The organism is Paenibacillus sp. KN14-4R, from assembly GCF_052180255.1.
GTDB lineage: Bacteria > Bacillota > Bacilli > Paenibacillales > NBRC-103111 > Paenibacillus_AM.
Window position 1 is genome coordinate 105,670 of record NZ_CP197466.1, and the last position, 18,805, is coordinate 124,474.

12 protein-coding genes are annotated in these 18,805 nt (G+C 42.9%); all 12 read left to right on the forward strand.

The genetic code is table 11. The annotated features are described in order from the left end of the window. The first annotated feature begins 46 nt into the window (after positions 1 to 46). The 12 genes from ACSBOP_RS00545 (at position 47) to ACSBOP_RS00600 (ending at position 18,765) form a co-directional block, all read left to right on the forward strand. On the forward strand, positions 47 to 2,110 hold the full coding sequence (locus ACSBOP_RS00545; protein ID WP_442602586.1) for a DUF5693 family protein: 2,064 nt from the start codon (positions 47 to 49) through the stop codon (positions 2,108 to 2,110). Further along, positions 2,083 to 3,333 (forward strand): polysaccharide pyruvyl transferase family protein, encoded by a 1,251-nt coding sequence (locus tag ACSBOP_RS00550; RefSeq protein ID WP_442604329.1) that lies wholly within the window; start codon positions 2,083 to 2,085, stop codon positions 3,331 to 3,333. The genes ACSBOP_RS00545 and ACSBOP_RS00550 overlap by 28 nt, the downstream gene beginning before the upstream one ends. Positions 3,334 to 3,342: 9 nt before the next feature. After that, positions 3,343 to 4,140: a WecB/TagA/CpsF family glycosyltransferase gene (locus ACSBOP_RS00555; RefSeq protein ID WP_442602587.1), complete on the forward strand. Its 798-nt coding sequence runs from the start codon at positions 3,343 to 3,345 to the stop codon at positions 4,138 to 4,140. A gap of 128 nt (positions 4,141 to 4,268) precedes the next feature. Further along, positions 4,269 to 5,399 carry a glycosyltransferase family 4 protein gene (locus tag ACSBOP_RS00560; protein WP_442602588.1) on the forward strand — a complete coding sequence of 377 codons (1,131 nt, stop codon included), beginning with the start codon at positions 4,269 to 4,271 and terminating at the stop codon, positions 5,397 to 5,399. A gap of 213 nt (positions 5,400 to 5,612) precedes the next feature. After that, positions 5,613 to 9,494, forward strand: coding sequence for an S-layer homology domain-containing protein (locus tag ACSBOP_RS00565; protein ID WP_442602589.1), 3,882 nt, complete (start codon positions 5,613 to 5,615; stop codon positions 9,492 to 9,494). Between the two features lie 526 nt (positions 9,495 to 10,020). Then, positions 10,021 to 13,353, forward strand: a complete 3,333-nt coding sequence (locus ACSBOP_RS00570; protein ID WP_442602590.1) for an S-layer homology domain-containing protein — start codon at positions 10,021 to 10,023, stop codon at positions 13,351 to 13,353. A 109-nt stretch (positions 13,354 to 13,462) separates the two neighbouring features. Continuing rightward, the gene (locus ACSBOP_RS00575) at positions 13,463 to 13,939 is read left to right on the forward strand and encodes a hypothetical protein (RefSeq protein WP_442602591.1); all 477 of its coding nucleotides are present in this window, start codon (positions 13,463 to 13,465) and stop codon (positions 13,937 to 13,939) included. Between the two features lie 85 nt (positions 13,940 to 14,024). After that, a complete protein-coding gene (locus ACSBOP_RS00580; RefSeq protein ID WP_442602592.1) occupies positions 14,025 to 16,181 on the forward strand; it encodes an S-layer homology domain-containing protein in 2,157 nt (718 codons plus the stop codon). Between the two features lie 106 nt (positions 16,182 to 16,287). After that, positions 16,288 to 16,557 carry a small, acid-soluble spore protein, alpha/beta type gene (locus tag ACSBOP_RS00585; protein WP_442602593.1) on the forward strand — a complete coding sequence of 90 codons (270 nt, stop codon included), beginning with the start codon at positions 16,288 to 16,290 and terminating at the stop codon, positions 16,555 to 16,557. A 155-nt stretch (positions 16,558 to 16,712) separates the two neighbouring features. Then, entirely contained in the window at positions 16,713 to 17,918 is a 1,206-nt protein-coding gene (metK, locus tag ACSBOP_RS00590) for a methionine adenosyltransferase (protein ID WP_442602594.1), read from the forward strand. A gap of 125 nt (positions 17,919 to 18,043) precedes the next feature. Beyond that, complete coding sequence (locus ACSBOP_RS00595) at positions 18,044 to 18,358, forward strand: nucleotidyltransferase domain-containing protein (protein ID WP_442602595.1); 315 nt, start codon at positions 18,044 to 18,046, stop codon at positions 18,356 to 18,358. Further along, positions 18,346 to 18,765, forward strand: a complete 420-nt coding sequence (locus ACSBOP_RS00600; protein WP_442602596.1) for a hypothetical protein — start codon at positions 18,346 to 18,348, stop codon at positions 18,763 to 18,765. Before ACSBOP_RS00595 ends, ACSBOP_RS00600 begins: the two co-directional genes overlap by 13 nt. The last annotated feature ends 40 nt before the right edge of the window (positions 18,766 to 18,805 follow it).

The following is an 18,805-nucleotide window of genomic DNA, read 5'->3' on the forward strand; positions in this document are numbered from 1 at the left end:
ACATGAGTGGGATACCCAGAAGGTATCGAAGGGAGTCATAAGAAGTATGTTCAAGATGTATCGTGCTTGGAATACCAAAGTGCGCAAACTGCTGATTGTACTTGTCGTTCTCGGACTTGTTGCTGCAGTTCCGCTTGTTTTTGCAAGAGAGAATACCGAAACATCGGCGAATAACGTCGAATTTGTGTTTGATTATCGTGATTTACTCGACATTGCAGATACACAGCCAGATCCGCTCGCTTTTGTGGACGAGCATTTAAAGAAGATGAAGGCAGCGGGTATTCACTCGATGTCTGTTTATGAAGGAACTTTGCAAGAAATGAGAGAGCAGCGCCGTCTTGAAGTTTTCTCAACTCGTGATGCGATGTCTCTAACACAAACGTTGCTTCCTGCAGGTGAGAACTTCACGTATGTTCTGTTCGCAGATCAAGAGGTACAAAAGAATCTACAACCAATTATTGAAAAAGGTTTTAAGGATTTTGGCGTCGTGACGAAGCCTTGGACATTCAAAGGTCGCAGTGGGATGATCATTGAAATGGGTATGGATGATGCGATCATGCGTCCGATGGATCCAGATCCAATGACAATGAAGGCACTCAAGGATCAAGGGTTCCATATCGTTGTGCGGATGTCCAATAAGCGTCCATTCGAGCCCAAACAAATGGATAAGCTGATCGGCAGCTTCAAAGAGTATGGTGTAACACGAATTATTCCAGATTCAGATGCGGTTCCTGGTTTCACAGACAAACCGAATGATCTGATTGATATGGCGAGCATTCTTCGTAAGTATGATATTGGGCTTGCGGGTATTGAAATGTTGAAAGCACCACAAAAAGGTTTTAACAAGCTTGCAAGCAAGATTGAGTACAATGTCGTGCGTCTGCACTCTTTTACAGAGAAAGATACAGAGAAGTTTATGGAGCCTGTGGATCGTGAAGAGATTCACCAACGCGTTCTCGACATATCAGATCGTTTCGTTCTTGCTGTAAAAGATCGTAACATTCGTATGGTATTCCTGAACGCTAAGATTTCCAAGAGCTTAGATAAGAAAATGGTTGATCACCCATTAGAAGAGATTTATCAAACCTTGAACGGTGAAGGTGGAGCGATTCCTCGTATTGAGAAATCAGGTTTCGTTGATGCACCTGCAGTAGCATTCACAGTTGATCATGGTTCGTTTATTACGACATGGCAGAAGATCGCACCTTACCTTTTGTTGCTTGGTGGTGTGGCATTAATTGCATTAACGCTTTCTTATTTTGTTCCGAGCTTGACGTTGTTCCTATTCGTTATTGGCGCTATTGGCGCAGGCGGCTTACGTGTGTTGTCAGAGAGCCTGTACTCCCAAGGTTTAGCACTAGCTGTGGCGATTTGTGCATCTACGTTATCTGTTATTCTAGCGATTCGTACGGTGAACAACGGTGGTGCCAAATGGGCACGAAGCTCCCGTCTGTTGTTTGCAGCATGGCTGCTTGTTCGTACATCGCTTACTTCGTTAATTGGGGTATTCTACCTTGTGGCACTGCTAAATCAGGTCAAATACTTCCTCGTCATTGAGCAATTCCGCGGTGTGTCGCTGTTACACCTTATTCCGATTGCACTAGCAGGCCTTTATGTGCTGTTATTCAATGAGAAGATGACAGGTGCAGAACGCATGCAGCGTGTGCGTGATTTATTGAAGTCTAAGATCAGCGTCCTTGCCATTGTACTTGTAGGTGTTGCGCTTGCTGCGGTTTACTACTACTTGTCACGTACAGGTAATGCTGGCACAACTTCTTCTTTGGAGCGTACGTTCCGTTCATTCCTAGAAAATACACTTGGTGTACGTCCACGTACGAAGGAATTTTTGTTGGCGCATCCGCTCTTTATTTTGGGTGGTTATTTAGTCTTAAAGTACAAGCATGCGATCTATTTATTAGCAATCGGTGTTATAGGTCAATTATCGATTATTGATACATTTGCTCATTTACACACGCCGCTTGAAATCTCAGGTATTCGTATCACTTATGGTGTTGTATTCGGCTTCTTAATTGGCCTCGTGCTGATTGTCGTCTGGGAAATCGCTTTGAGGAGTTGGAAAAAATGGGGAGCCCCCTTGTTAGAAAAATAGTAATATCCGGTTATTACGGATTTGATAATAGCGGCGATGAAGCGGTATTGCAGTCTATTTTGTTGGCACTGGAGGAGCAGGGAACGGCTCAAGGTGTAACCATAAAGCCAGTTGTCCTCTCAGCCAATCCCGAGCGAACCCGCAGCATGTACGGCGTGGATGCCGTACATCGGATGAAGCTTGGCGCCGTGCTTGGTGCGCTGCGCGGAAGCGCTGGCTTGATCTCAGGCGGCGGATCGCTCCTGCAAGATGCAACAAGCTCGCGTACGATCCCTTACTACGTCGCGATTATCAAGCTTGCACAGTGGCTGCGCAAGCCGACGTTCATCTACTCGCAGGGCGTTGGACCCGTGCAGAAACAAAGCTTCTTCCCGTGGATCCGCTCCGCGATAGGGGGCAGCGCGTACATATCGGTACGCGATGAGGAATCCGCCCAGCTGCTCGGCCGCATGGGCGTAGCCGTGGATCGGGTCGACGTCGTCCCCGATCCAGTCATGGGCCTCCCGCTGCGCGCGGGAGGCAAATCTGCCAGCAGCGCGCTATCCGCCGCTGCTGCCACAACCCCCGATGACCCGGCTGTGCCGAAGGTCATCGGCGTCTCGGTCCGCTTCTGGAACGCGGACCGCAGTGAGCTCGCTGCGCTCGCAGATGCGCTGCGCCGCATCTTGGCGGCAGCAGCCGATGTACACATTCGGCTGCTGCCGTTCCACCTGCCGACGGACGAAGACGCGTCGGCATACGTGCTCTCGCAGATGGGCATCCGTGCCGATGGCACAGATCCATCATCTGCTGGCAGCGCGGCATCATCGCCATCGCTTGAAGGTTCAGCCTTATCGACAGAAGCAAATAGCGCATCTCTCACCTCCCGCATCTCCATCGTGCGAGGCGTCAGCCATCCGCAAGATATGCTTGCTGAAGTGGCGGCATGCGACCTAGTCATCGGCATGCGCTTGCATGCGCTGATCTACGCCGCCTCCCAGTTCGTACCGATGGTGGGAATCTCTTACGATCCGAAGATCGACCAATTCTTGGGCAGACTCGGCATGAAACCTGCTGCATCAACGAGCCAGATCGATGCGGAGCAGCTAGCGGAGCATACATTAGAATTACTTGCTAATCGCGATCAGTGGAGGGAGCGTACGCTGCCTGCCATTACCGCGCTTAAAGAGCAAGCACAGCGTCCAGCGCAACAAATTTCAACAATCCTCCGTCAAAAAGGATGAGATAGATAAATGACACATCAAAATGAATCCCAATCAAGTTCACAAGCCCAAGCGCTCACGCCGCCATTTCCTGTCGTATCGCTCTACGGTATTCCCGTCTCCCGCATGAACATGAAGGAGACGGTGTCGTACTTAAAGCATGTGATCGATAGTCGTACACCGCATCAAGTCATTACAGCTAACCCCATCATGTTGATGGAGGCGCTAAACAACCCCGACTACCATAACATGATGAGTAAGGCAGACCTCATTGTCCCTGACGGGGCGGGTGTCGTCTGGGCAGCGAATCATGTCGGGCAGCCGGTTCAAGAGCGGGTGGCTGGTTTTGATCTAGTGCAGGAGTTAATGCGAGCTGGCGAAGTGAAGCGCTGGAAAGTGTACCTAGTCGGTGCGACCACAGAAGTCATTGAAGCTGCGGCAGCCAAGCTGCAGCGCGATTTTCCGACCATTCGGATTGTAGGTGTGCGTAATGGCTACTTTGGCAGCGATGAAGACGCACAAGTAATCGCTGATATTCGGGTGCAAGATCCAGACATCCTTCTTGTAGGTCGATCTGCGGCAAGTCAAGAGCCGTGGATTGCTCAGCATAAAGCTGAATTGGGTGTACCTGTCGTTATCGGGGTTGGCGGATCATTCGATGTCTTGTCAGGTAAGCTCAAGCGCGCTCCGAAGCTGTTTCAAAAGCTGCGTTTAGAGTGGTTCTACCGCTTGCTCCAAGAACCTTGGCGCTACAAAAGAATGCTGTTACTCCCGAAATTTGCCCTTAAAGTCATGAGAGATCGAGATAAAGTACTGAAATCGAAGTAATTTATCGTAAAAATCGATTATTATTTGAACTTTTGTGAAAAATGAGGGTGGATTTTTCACAGCAAGAGGGAGTATAATGTGGACGCATGACTACTGATTGAGATAAGAGGGGCAGTGAGGGGAATAACATGTATGGGTTATATTTAATAGGGTTTGTCGTGGCATGTGTAATATCATTGCTATTGACACCGCTAGTGAAGCGGTTTGCCTTCCGCGTTGGAGCTGTTGATGCACCTAATGAACGTAAAGTGCATTCGAGAATCATGCCAAGACTTGGAGGACTCGCTATATTCCTAGCTTTTGTCGGCGCATATTTCGTCATCTCACCTGTGCTCAACTCCTATAATCCAGAAGCAGGGCTTGCGCTCTTACTAGGTGGAGGCGTTGTTGTACTGACAGGCGCACTCGATGACCGTTTTCAAATATCGCCACGCTATAAACTGTTAGGCCAACTGATTGCAGCTATTATTGTTGTTTCATTCGGACTTGTCATTGACCTAAGTTCCTTACCGTTTATCGGCGACTGGTTAGCAGGTAAAGACTGGATTTCCATTCCTATCACCATCATTTGGATCATTGGTGTTTCCAATGCCATTAACTTAATAGACGGACTGGATGGTTTGTCTGCAGGGGTATCGGGTATCGCAACTTCGACGATCCTCGTACTTGCCATCATTTTACCAAGTTCCACAGGCGTGACTGTCGCGCTGCTCAGCGTTATTTTGCTAGGAAGTATTGTAGGATTCTTATTCTATAACATTCATCCTGCTAAGATTTTCATGGGCGACTCCGGCTCCTTGTTCCTAGGCTTTGCACTTGCAACTTTGTCCATCCTAGGTTTCAAACAAGCGACCGTTGTATCCTTATTAATTCCAATCTTGATTCTGGGCGTACCGCTTTCCGATACGGCATTTGCGATTCTGCGTCGTATTGTGAACAAGACACCGATCTCAGCACCGGATAAGAGCCATCTGCACCACTGCTTCTTGCAGCTTGGATTCTCCCATCGCGTGACTGTGTGGATCATTTATGGAATCTCTTGTGTATTCGCATTAAGCGCAATCGTGTGCTCCATCTTGCTCGCACAATCAACGCGCTGGGGTACTGCTGTGATCGTGGCACTATTACTTGCTGTTATCGTCCTGGGAGCAGAAGCAATTGGTCTCATCTCCAAGAACCGCAAACCTGTACTTCACGCTTTGCGACGTCTGTTCTTTAAGCAAGTATCCAAGCCGGATCAAGTAACGAAATCGAACTAATTCCATTCCATTCTTATAACCAATAAGCTCATTCCAATTCAGGGATGAGTTTTTCTTATGCAAAAAATCCATTCATGTCTTCATTTTTGTCTAGCAAAGACCGATAAATATACCAAACTATATCTATTATCATGAGATAAGGAGGGCATCAGTTCTTCGTTTACATAGATCCAGATTTACCATTAATCACCATGTACAAAGGAGAGGAATTCATTGAACATTTATCGCAAAATATTATGTGTCGTCCTAAGCATCTTTCTCGTGCTTCCTACTTTCAGTGGACTTCACGGAATTAACCAAGCGCAGGCAGCAAGCACATCAATCGCGACATTCTTTATGCCAGATGACACAAAGCTCAAGAATACGGCGAATCTCATTCTTGGCGATAGTAGTACCTTAACGCGTGAGATCGCGTATACAACTAACGAAGGCAAGATCACGATCAAAGGTTCTTTCCAGCAAGTAACGGATTCAAGTCTACATATTAAAGTAGATCAGATTGCCTATGATAGTACGAATAGGGTTTGGAAAGAACAAACAGGTAAGACATTTAACTCCAAGGTATTAAGTGAGGGACCGAATCGGTTCTTCGTTAATAACTTACAGTTATTTCCAGGCTATAACCGAGTAACCATCAGTGGGGAACAGAATTACGTTACGAAGAGTGATTATTTCTATATTTTATACGAAGCAAGTCCTGTTATCGCCTCCATGCAGCTTTTTGATGGTAATGCGACTGTGGATGTGAATGAAGGCAATAAAGTTGTAACGACACAAAAAAGCGTTGTAATCCGTGGTACAGCCTATAATGCTGACGAATTAATTGTGAATGGTGAGGTAGGAACTGTTTCGAATTCAGGTGTGTTCTATACGCCTGGAATTAACTTGGAACCAGGTTTGAACACGATTAAATTTACATTCCGCAACAAAGGCGGTGAGGAACTGAAGACAACCCGCCAAATTTTTTATTTTGATAGACAGAAGTCCATCTCTAAGGTCGAACTAACACATGGCGGGCAGACGAAAGACATCCTGCACAGCACACAGACGTTCACTGGTAATGATGCAACAGGTGTTATGAATTTTGAACTTATGGTCCCGTTTAACCAATTAAGCTTTAAGGATAATTCTAAGCTCTTAGTGAACGATGATACGAATCCACTAGGCATAACGGATGTTGTGGAGACAGTCATTAGCGATACATCCAACCAGCCAGCTTATAAGCTCGTCACCTTCAAGACAGCTCCTTATAACTTAAAAATGAATGGGGCAGTTCCAGCAGCTGCACAGAACATTAACTTGAACTTAACCTATGGAGATTTGTCGCCGACTGCAACAGCAGATAAGCGAGTAGTTATTTCAGCAAATCTCAACTACAAGGTTTCGGTAGATGAAGTTCAGCTCGTTAATGCGTATTACTTGCCGAATTTCGAACCTGGTAAAGGGCTTAATAAAGACACACAGAAACAGCTTCTTGATGGAAGCAATGTCCCTTCCGAATATTACATTATGATCGAGAGTGAGACTGATAAAGCTCCGGATGATCTTGTTATTGATGCTGTTCCATTGGGTTCTGTTACACTAGATAACAACGGTAAATCTGTCGCAAGCTACCAAGATGGCGGTCATTTCTTTAAAGCTTATAAAGTTATTAACTTCCCAGATGGTGCACAGAACTTAGAGTTGCATTACAAGACCAACTCTTCTGTGTTAAAAGCGAAAGTAACGCGTTTTTCCAAGGACTATGTCTTGTTAGACAATATTTATAATGGTATGGTTCATACCGTTAATTCAGCCATTACAATTCCGAAGTTGCCGGTTTCAGGGCAAATCGTCGGTTTTGATGGTCCATCTACATTATTAAACACGCAATTTCTTGTTAATGGGGTAGATTATACAAACATGTTGCAATTAGATCCTGCAACACGTAAGTTCAATTTTTTATTAGATATCGGCACTAAAAATACGGATCAATTGTATATCGGTGAGAATAAGATCAAATTTATTCTGAAATACACACTAGGTTCAATCGTTCGCGAATACGTCAATGAAGTGAAAATTTATATCGCTGACTCCAACGTACCGACGATCAAAGATGTTCGTCCACTTACTCCACCGAAGAACGGTCACAACAATAACTTGGATGTACCTCAGCCAAGCGATTACTTACTTCCATCGCCTGAATTCCAAGTTAAAGGCAATCTGAAGATGAACTTTACAACAACATTGAAGAAGGCCGATTACTTCTTAGAAGGTAGTGGGGCGAAGACAGTTACCATTAAGAAGAATGGTGAACTGCTTGTCCGGTTCGATCCTTCAATAGGTGCAACTGATGTGAAAACTTCCATAATTGCAGGAAGCGATAGAGATCAGGTTGGCGGTCTTTCTAATATTACCAATAAGCTCCCTGAGAACACGACACTTGATTATTATGGCAAGAAAGAGAATTTCCGCATTCGAATTAACAATTTGCCAATTGAGAAAGTCGGAACGCATGTATATACCGTTGAGTTAGTTAATGAGACAGGCGCTCCAGTTACGAACACCCTGGAAATTGAGCGTAGTCCTGCCACATATCGTCTGCTTTCACCAGTAGTCAACGTTGGTAAGCAAATCGTCATGAATAAGAACTTTGTTATATTTGACATCGAATCTGAAAGTGCAACAGAAGTAACAGTTAACGGCAAAGTTGCGACAAAAGTTCCAGACATGGTCGATCGCTTCAAAGTAACGATCACGGACTTGAAGAAAGACAAGGATAACAAGATTAAGATTTCCATTAAGCGTCCTACAGGAGATATCACGGATACGGTAAGTGTTTACTACGCCAGTGATGTAGACGTAGATTCCATGTATATGGAGAAATTCTCGAATAAACATTCTGTATTTAATAAGAAGCTGGAACTTAGCTTCCCGAGCAAGACCGTATTAAGACGTACAGACGATAAGAAGATTTATCCGGATGCATCCATTCTCTTTGGTATTGCTTCCCCTGTAGATGGATATTTAGGTCGAACAGATGATTATGGTATTAAGGCGCCAGCAAAAACAGAAAACGAATTATATGAGGCATTCAAGAGAACATTTGGACGCGAGAACTTTACAACCATATCAGAATTCTATTGGGTATCTGTCGGTTATGCAGAGAGAGGTAATCCGGGAGATGCAGATTACCAGCCAGCGACTGGTGGATTAATGCCATATAACTCGGAGAAAATGTTTGGAACTAAGTATGACACCCCTAAATTTAATTTCGACTCTGAGAAGCGTATATTGAAGCCGTCAGAGCGTGGAACAATAACGCTGGCATTTGATCCAAATACAGTCGAAGATGCAGGTTCATACATTAGTGTGTTCTTTATGAATGATAAGGGGCAATGGAAGAACCTTGGTGGTAAAGTGGACGCTAAAGCCCACACAATTACCGTACCTTTTGATGAATTCGGTTATTACATGGTCGGTAAGCTGAAACAGTCTTTCTCTGATATTGTGAATCATGGATGGGCGCGTAATGTGTTACAAGCTATATATGCGAAGGGCTTAATGACGAATTTCGAGAATAGCTTCTTCCATACGGATGTAGATACGACGCGTGGTGAATTTGCTGCTGCGCTCGTAAGAGCACTGGAGCTGCCTATTAACTCAGATAAAAATTTTACATTTAATGATGTTACACCGAATTCTCGGACAATTTCGTGGAGTTATGAAGAGATTGAGACCGCAGCGCGTGCAGGAATTATTTCAGGTTTCAGTGACAAAGTATTTGAACCTGGATACACCATTACACGTGAACAAGCAGCGATGATGATCGCTAGGGCCTTGAATTTAAAGATGGCAGTAAATGATAAGAAATTGGCTGACAAGATTGGCAAGACATTTGCAGATGTTAATAAAATGAGCAACTATGCTTATCCTGCAGTTGATGCTGTAAACGCTGCTAAGATCATGGTAGGCGCACCTGCTGATCCATCGAATCCGAAGAGCAAGGCGGTCAATTTCAATCCAACTGCGAACCTAACTCGTGCAGAGACAGGTCAGATCGTAGTTAATATTCTCCAGAAGTATCGCAAGACGTTCCCAATCAATCTTTCCTAATAATGAAGCAGACACGGTCTCTCTCTGTAGAGGCCGTGTTTAATTGCTGTAAAACTTTTCAATTTGGAAAATCTTTGATGATGACGATTGTGAATAACACTTGTATACTTAGGGTATGGTCACCCATAGATTACATATTGCGACACCTCATACATAGAATTTTGGCGAACAAAAACTTTTTTCATGTTAGCGCAACTTTTTCGAAATTCATGCGTTTAAGATTACATACATGAAAAAAACAGGAAAAATAACTCCATAATCACGTAAATTGGCATGATTTCACATTTATGCACTTTACGTCAGTATGTAGGCGTTGTATAATGTGTAGGGTGACACCACACGTGTCTACTTTTCTATCTATTTGATTACTAGATTCTTGGTGGTGATAACCACACTTGAATATTAGTGTATATATTAACGCTCATACTCTGGAAAGGGGGTGAATCGACCAATGAGGATTTCGAGCTCTCATAATTCCAATAAAAATTTAAATTTAAACGCAACTCAAGGAGGAGAAAAAAAGGTTATGAAAAAAAGTTTATCCGTAATTCTTTCAACTACTATGGCATTATCATTCTCAACAGCAGCATTTGCTGCAGCAACATCTAGCTCAGATTTCTCTGATCTATCCAAATTGTCCGCTGCGGACAAAGTGATCTTTGACAAATTGATCAAAGACGGTATCTTCTTAGGTAAAGGCGAAGGCAAATTCGGCGTTGAAGACAACATGAAGCGTTCCGAATTCGCAGTAGCAATCTCCAAAGCATTGAAATTGACTGCTGATGCTAAGACTAGCTCTTTCGCAGACGTTGCTGCTGATGCTCCTGAGCTTCCTTACATAGAAGCAGCTTACAAAGCAAAAGTTGCTAACGGTAACACTGGTACTCCACTTACTTTCTCACCAGCTGACGAAGTAACTAGAGAGCAATTGGCTGTATTCTTGGTTGGTGCACTTGGTGCAGACGCTAAGAAAGAAGCTGAAGGCGCTAAAGGCACTGACAAGACTGTATCTGACTGGGCACAAGGCTATGTAGCTACTGCTCTTAAGTACAAATTGTTAACTGCTAAAGAAGATGGTACTTTCGCTGGTACTGATAAAGCAACTCGCTACACACTAGCTAAAGGTGTTGCAGCAACTCAAGCAGCTATCGCTTCCAAAGGTGTAGCTACTAAAGTTGAAGCAGTGACTGCTGATAACTTGAAGGAAATCGTTGTTAAATTCGACGGTAACGTTGATAAAGCAACTGCACAAGACAAAAACAACTACTCAACTACAGCTGGTGCTATTGCTTCTGCTAGCCTAAATGCAGACGGTAATACAGTTACTTTGACTCTTGGTAAAGAAACTAACGGTGTTGAAATCAACATGAAAAACCAAAAGAGTTATAAAGTTTCTGTAACTAATGTTAAAGCTGGCGATAGAGTAATTAACCAAAGTGAAGTTGTTTTCTCACCTTTGGATAACACATTGCCAACTGTTGAATCAGTAGTTGCTCTTGGAACATCTGCACTTAAAGTTGTTTTCTCCGAGCCAGTTAAAGCTGCAACTTCTTCAAACTTTAAAGTTGATGATAAATACTTCAATGGTTCAGTAACTGTTAGTGGACGTGAAGTGGTTTTAAGAGCGTTTGATTCCACAACACTAGCTGTAGGAGCTCATAAACTTACTACTTCTCTTGTAGAAGATTATGCAGGATTGAAATCTTTGGCAACATCTTCTGATTTCACAGTAGTTGAAGATAAAGAAGGTCCAGTTGCAAGTGAAATTACAGCAACATTGGAAACTGTAACAATCACATTTAATGAAGATATTGATACAAACACAGTTTCTGCTGATGATGTTTATTGGATGTCTGGAACTAGCAAGAAGAAAGCAAGCAAGTTCACGAAGATCTCCGGTAATAAATACCAGTTTGAATTCACTGGTACTAATGTAATCCCAGCGTACGCTACTACACTTTATATCGATTCCGTAAGTGACTACTCTGGCAATGCTAATACTGTTAAAGAGTATCAAATTCAAGCTACTGTAGACCAAACAAGACCAGAAGTTTCTGAAGTGAAATTTGATGCTAGCTCAGCAGATACACTTATTGTTAGATACAATAAAAATGTAAGTGCTGACGACAGAAAGTTCTACACTTTGACTGATAAAAACGGCGATGTTGTTGGAATTAGCAGTGTATTAGCAGTTGATTCAAAAACTTTTGCAATTAAATTGTACAAAAACCTGCCTACAGGAAAAAATACACTGAAGATTGCTGGAGTTCAAGATACAACTACTTTGCACAACACTATGCTTAGCTATGAAACAACAGTTAATGTTAGTGATTTAGATTCACCAAAAATTGCTGACGTAACAGCTTCTTCCAATGCAACTAATAATACTGTTGTAATTTCATTTGGTAAGAAAATGGATGCAGCAACTTTGCAAAATCCATCTAACTACACAATTTTCTTCAAAGGAAAGACTAGACAACTTCCTTCTGATGTAAATATCCAAGTATTGCAAGATGGAAAAGCAGTACAGTTGGCATTCCCAGACTATATTGGTAATGACGCTGTGACTATTGGTAAGACTATTAATAACGGTTCACTACAAACAATTACTGTAATGGGTGTTAAAGACGTTGCAGGTAATGTTCTTGATAAATACAGTGTTACTGTAGATGTTCAAGAAGCTAATGCTAAAACAGCACCTTTCAGTGCGACATATGGTTCTAAGAACGCTCGCACTACAGATGATACAACAATCTTAGTGAAGTTTGATCAACCAATTGGTTATGCACGTACTAATGACTTTGAAGTAACAGTTAATGGTGGTGCTCCAGTTAGAATTGAATCTGTAACAACTGATGGAACTAGCGTTGTTACAATCAAAACACGTGATAGTATCGGAACTGATGCAGCTGCTATCAATGTAGCTACAATTGTTGGTAACTACATTAAAACAACTAATGGAAATCAAGTGAATGCTGAACCAAGCATTTCATTGTACGATGGTGTTGCACCAGTTGTTAGTGTTTCTTCCACTACTAGACTTGAGCAAGCTGGCGGCGTTATCACACTTCCATTCAGTGAGAAATTAGACGGTACTGCTGCAGCTCAATTCGGTAATGATCTACAAGTAATTGACCGTTCTAACCCTAACGAGCCACTAAAAGCAGGTACTGACTACACTACTCGTCTTGCTGCTAACGGTAAGGATATCGAGATTGTTCTAACAACTCAATCAGCTACAACTGATTATGCTGTAAAAGTAAAATCTGGTGCTAAATATATCCAAGATATTACTCGTAATGATCAATACGCAGCAGAATCAGCAAACTACGAAGTAAAACGCAATGCAGCTGCAACAGTTCAAGCTCCAGTTCTTAGCCCAGCTAAATCAGGAGATACTCAAATCAATGGTAGAGCAGTAGCTAACGCTGATGTTGAAGCATTCTTTAATGGTGCAAGTATTGGTACAGCTAAAGCAGATTCAGCAGGAACATTCACAATCAATACGAATGCTCCATTGGTTGCAGGTGGTACTTATTCAGTGAAAGCATCTGTTAACGGCGTTACTAGTGCTGCTGCAACAGTTGTTGCAACTGCTAGTTCTGCAAAAGCAATCACTTCATTTAACATTGATGCGGCAGTTGGCGTAGTCAACGAAACAGCTAAAACAATTACAGTTGTAGTTCCTATGGGTTCCGATCTGACAAAATTGAATGCTCCAGTTATCGTAGCATCCAATAAAGCGACAGTTGCTCCAACTGTTTCTGTTGACTTCACAGCTCCTGTGAAATATACAGTGACAGCTGAAGATGGTACTACTGTGCAATACACAGTGACTGTTACTGTTGCTACTGCTTAATTAATATGTCAAGAAGAAGTCCCGAGTAATCGGGCTTCTTTTTTTGTCTTCTTTGACCAATCTACAAATCTTCTATACAATAACCTTATTCTATTAAATGAGGTGACCCATGAAAAAATACATAGCAACTCTAGCATTAATCTCTTCTCTCTCATTCGTAGCAACAGCTAACGCTGATGCACCGGTTCCTGGTTCCGTTGATGATCCAATGATTACAAAGAGTTATTTCGACCAGAATGTGCAGAAAGCAGTAAAAGACGCCCTTGCTGGTGGTGGCGCTAGTACAGGCGACACGTCTTCAGGCGGCGGTTCTTCCGAGCTTAAAGTTGTACAACTGAAAGCGGGACAGACTTTGCTTGCGAAGGCGGGCGCTGAGGTGATTGTGCGTCGTGGTAAGCTCATTGCGGTGAGTACAGATGGGGAGACTATTCCCGATGTAACAAGTGGCAAGGACTTGAACCCAGGGGCTCCAGTGGAACTGAATCATCTATTGGTATTCCCACGTGATGGACGTGGCGTGAAGCCAGATCCGAAGAACAACACAGACATTTATGTCATGGTGCGTGGCGGATATTCGGTGAAATAGAATGTGCTAACAACACTTTCCATTTGTGAAAAACCTAGATATATTGTAAATTCAAGGATGATCTTACATAAAAGGGGACATCGTGATGAACAAGGTATTAGGTATTATATTGTCTGTGGTACTTGCATTAACTGCATTACCAGCTAACATGACACTCGCAGCGACGAATCTTTCGAGCAGTGATTTTACTGATTTGAAGGGGTTGTCTGCTGCAGATAAAGCCATCTTTGATGAATTGATCAAAGATGGTATTTTTGTGGGCAAAGGCAATAGATTATTCGGATTAAGGGACAATATGAAGCGTTCGGAATTTGCTGTGGCGATTACGAAGGCGAAGGGTTTAAAGATTTCGAACAAGGTGAAGAAAAGTTCCTTTGCTGATATGAAGTCAGATCGACCAGAAGTTCCTTATATGGAAGCTGCGTACGAAGATGGGATTGTGAATGGGGTTTGGTTAAATCCACCGTTGTTTGCTCCTGATGAGGATGTGAAGAGAGAGGACTTAGCTATTTTCTTAGTGGGCGCATTGGGTGATTCTTATAAAGAGGAAGCTCGCTTAGCTAAAGGATCGGACCCGACCGTAAGTGATTATGCTCAAGGTTATGTAGCGACAGCACTCAAATATAAGTTGATCGAGAAACAGGCAAATGGTCAATTTGGTGGACTGCAAATGGCCTCTCGTTATGAGCTCGCTCATTGTATTGCAGCAGTAAGGCGTGTCATGGTAATTAATCCGAACTTAGAGATTGCATCTGTCAAATCGGGCAATCTGCAAGAGATCAACGTTCGTTTTACACAAGCTGTAGATGCGAATACTGCTGAGAATGTAAGTAACTATCAGTTAAAGTCGGGAAAGCGGATTAACTATGTGACCTTATCTGAAAGTGGTCGAACAGCGACAATAACGCTGAAAGACTGGTTGGATGAAGGGAAACCGGACAACATCACGATTAGAAATATACGAGCTGGTAGCCTTCGATTGGATGAGCACAGTGAGGATTTTAAGACAGTTATTAATACGTATCCATTGGTCAGTGAAATGACGCCATTAGGTGATAAAGCGATCAAGTTGGAATTTAGCGAACCGATTCGTAAACTAGAAGCATTGCCTTTTGGTGGCGAATATTCTGCTTTCTTAATAAACAGAGAACGGTTCAGAGGCACAATCGAACTTGCCCCTAATGGAAGATATGCAATCCTTACTCCATATGGCGGTTTAAAAGCAGGCCAAACTGAGTTTATTAATGAAGGGCAAATTAGGGGATTAAGTGGCAGGAATGGTTCATTCGGTGGAGGTCAACCTCATTATCAGATTTTTAATTTCGCGCCAAGAGCGGATCATCAAGCTCCCACTGTTCAATCGATAAATCAAGCAGTGAATCATGTGACGGTTACCTTTTCAGAGGATATAAATTCAAAATTTGTTTCGAATGATAGTGCCTATTGGGTCGTAAATGGTCAACGTGTGGCAGCACCTTCTGTTATACCGCTTGCGGGAAATCAATATCGGTTCCTGTTCGATGAAAAGATTGCATCGGGTTCGCAAGTGTTCGTTGTAGAAGGCATGGAAGATTACTTGGGTAACAAGATGGTGCAGCACAAAGTAAATTTACCTGTTGAAATGGATCAAATTGCTCCAGAGGTTCGTGGTATGCAAGCGGTAAGTTTCAAGCGTATTCTTGTAGAGTTCTCTAAAGCAGTTACGGAAGAGACAACGTTAAACACAAGCAATTATGTAGTTACCGATCAAGCAGGAAATAAGTACCCAATATCAAGTTTAGCGTTCCTGGATCCTCAACATCGAAAAACGGTTATGTTGGAATTCGATAACGATTTGCCGGTGGGCAAGATCAAGCTTGGGATTACTCAAATAACAGATGATACAAATTCGCACAATAAGTTGAAGGATTACACAGGTGAAGTGAATATTTATGATTATGGCAAATGGCCTGTAGAATTCCAATGCATGATAGATATAATGGGTTCAACTCGCATTGCGATACCACTCGCTGGTGAAAATGATGTGAAAGAACAATATTCAACTCAATTCGTTGATTCTAGTGGGATATTGAATGCATCGATTAAGCCAGTGTTCATGATCAAAGGCAAGCTGCCATTAGGTGTGAAATTCGATCCAGTTCGTGGAGATTTGACGGTTACGAAGGATGCGAGGCAAGGAACGGTGACCTTGATGGCGGTATATGATCGAATTGTAGGTCAGATTAAAATCCATTTGGATTAATCTTATTTCACATAAATTTTACCCCAACTGACAACTTCTTATTCGTGTGAGAACGCGGATTGCAGCCATAATAAATGTAATTCATCTATGAAGGAGGCATTTATTAATGGCTAGAAATCGACAACTTGTACCCGGTTCACAGAAGGCTTTGCAGGCAATGAAGTATGAGATCGCAGCAGAGATGGGTTTATATGGTGGTGGATCGGCGCTTGGAGATGTGAATTCGGAATTTGCTTCCGAGCTTGGTGCTGTGCAGGGTTCAGTTGGTTCTAAGGATTATTGGGGTAATTATTCGTCACGTGATATGGGACATATTGGAGGTTCAATTACGAAGCGCTTGATCCAGCAAGCAGAGGATACGTTATTCACGTTATAATTAACATCATTTTCTGAATTTGGCGCATTGACATGGATCGACAAATCACGTATTATGATTCCTGAAGGTCATACCTGTAACCTTTTCCACCCGGGAAAAGGTTCATTTTTTGTCTTTTTGCATATACTATACTTGATCTGGGGAGGTCGATATAAATGACGCTTGAACGCGGTCGACGTTTATTTACATCGGAGTCTGTAACTGAAGGACATCCGGATAAAATTTGTGATCAAATCTCTGATTCTGTACTTGATGCTTTTCTTAAGAATGACCCGAATGCACGTGTTGCGTGTGAAGTCTCTGTAGCAACAGGATTAGTACTGGTAATCGGAGAAATCACATCCCAATCGGAATATGTGGATATTCAATCAATCGTTAGAGAAACGGTTAAGGATATTGGCTATACACGAGCGAAGTTTGGCTTTGATTATAAAACATGTGCGGTTCTGGTATCGCTTAATGAGCAATCCCCTGACATCGCGCAAGGTGTGAACCAAGCTCTAGAAGCTAGAGAAGGCAACATGTCTGACGCTGAAATCGAAGCGATTGGTGCAGGTGACCAAGGCTTAATGTTCGGTTATGCAGTAAATGAAACACCTGAGCTTATGCCGCTTCCAATTTCTATTTCCCATCAACTAGCTCGTCGCTTGTCTGAAGTTCGTAAGAACGGTACGCTTCCTTACTTGCGTCCAGACGGTAAGACTCAAGTTTCTGTTGAGTATGATGGCGATGTTCCAGTACGTGTAGATACAATCGTTGTGTCCACACAACATGCGGAAGAAGTAACTTTGGAGCAAATCCAGAAGGATATCAAGGAACACGTGATTAATCCGATCGTTCCTGCGAAATTCTTGGATGAGAATACGAAGTATTTCATCAACCCAACAGGACGTTTTGTTATCGGTGGACCTCAAGGGGATGCTGGTTTAACAGGACGTAAGATTATTGTGGATACGTACGGTGGATATGCTCGTCACGGCGGTGGCGCATTCTCCGGTAAAGATCCAACAAAAGTTGACCGCTCTGGTGCTTACGCTGCTCGTTATGTAGCGAAGAACATCGTAGCTGCTGGCCTTGCTGATCGTTGCGAAGTACAACTTGCTTACGCGATTGGTGTTGCTAGACCGGTATCGATTGCGGTTGATACATTCGGTACGGCTAAGGTGAGCGAAGATAAACTCGTTGAGTTGATCTACAAGCACTTTGACCTGCGTCCAGCAGGCATCATTAGAGAGCTTGACCTACGTCGTCCTATTTACAAGCAAACGGCTGCATACGGCCATTTTGGACGTACAGACGTGGATCTTCCATGGGAACGTACAGACAAAGCAGAAGCGCTTAAAGCTGACGCTCTTCAATAATACGGTTTTATAGGAAACAAACAACAGCCCGGGACATTGTTCTCGGGCTTTTTTTGCGAGAAAAAAATGAGTGGATTTGGTGTATAATAGCTAATAATGGATATTCCGAATAGGGGGGCGAGAAAGTGATCTTTCCAGTTGAAAATCTTACGCGTGAGCATATTTTGGAGATGGTAAAAGAAGTAGTTCTCGCCCCATTTTCAAATACAACGGCTCGTGTTTATTTAATAGGCTCGTGGGCGCATGGAAAAGAGAAGAGGACATCGGATATCGACGTGGCCATTTGGTATGATTCCTCGGATGCTGAGGAAGTGTTAAGCGATCTGCGTACGGAACTAGAAGAATCTCTTATTCCCTATCGAGTAGATGTGGTGAACTTAAACTTAGCAGGTCCTAAGATGAATCGTAAAGCGGAAGAGGGGATTGTATGGAAAGACTGAAAGAAATGCTGCAAGAAGTTCTTCAAGATGCATTGAAGCCGATCAAAGAAGACATAAGTTCGATGAAAGAAGATATCAAGTCGATTAAAGCAGAGCAGCAATCGATGAAAGAGGATATCAAATGGATCAAAGAAGAGCAAAAATCGATGAAGGAAGATATCCAATCGATCAAAGAAGAGCAGCAATCGATGAAAGAAGATATCACATCGATAAAAGAAGAGCAACAATCGATGAAAGAAGATATCAGATCGATCAAAGAAGTGCAACAACAAATCTTGCAAGTTGTGCTAGAAACGAATGAGATAGTAAAACGCATAGAGGTCGTACAGGAGCAACAGCACCGCATCATTGAATTACTTTCCTATCGTTCTCTTGATCAAGAAGCTACTTTGAGACGAATTAAATAGATAATCAAGACATCATAATAAAAGAAGCGTACATCCGATC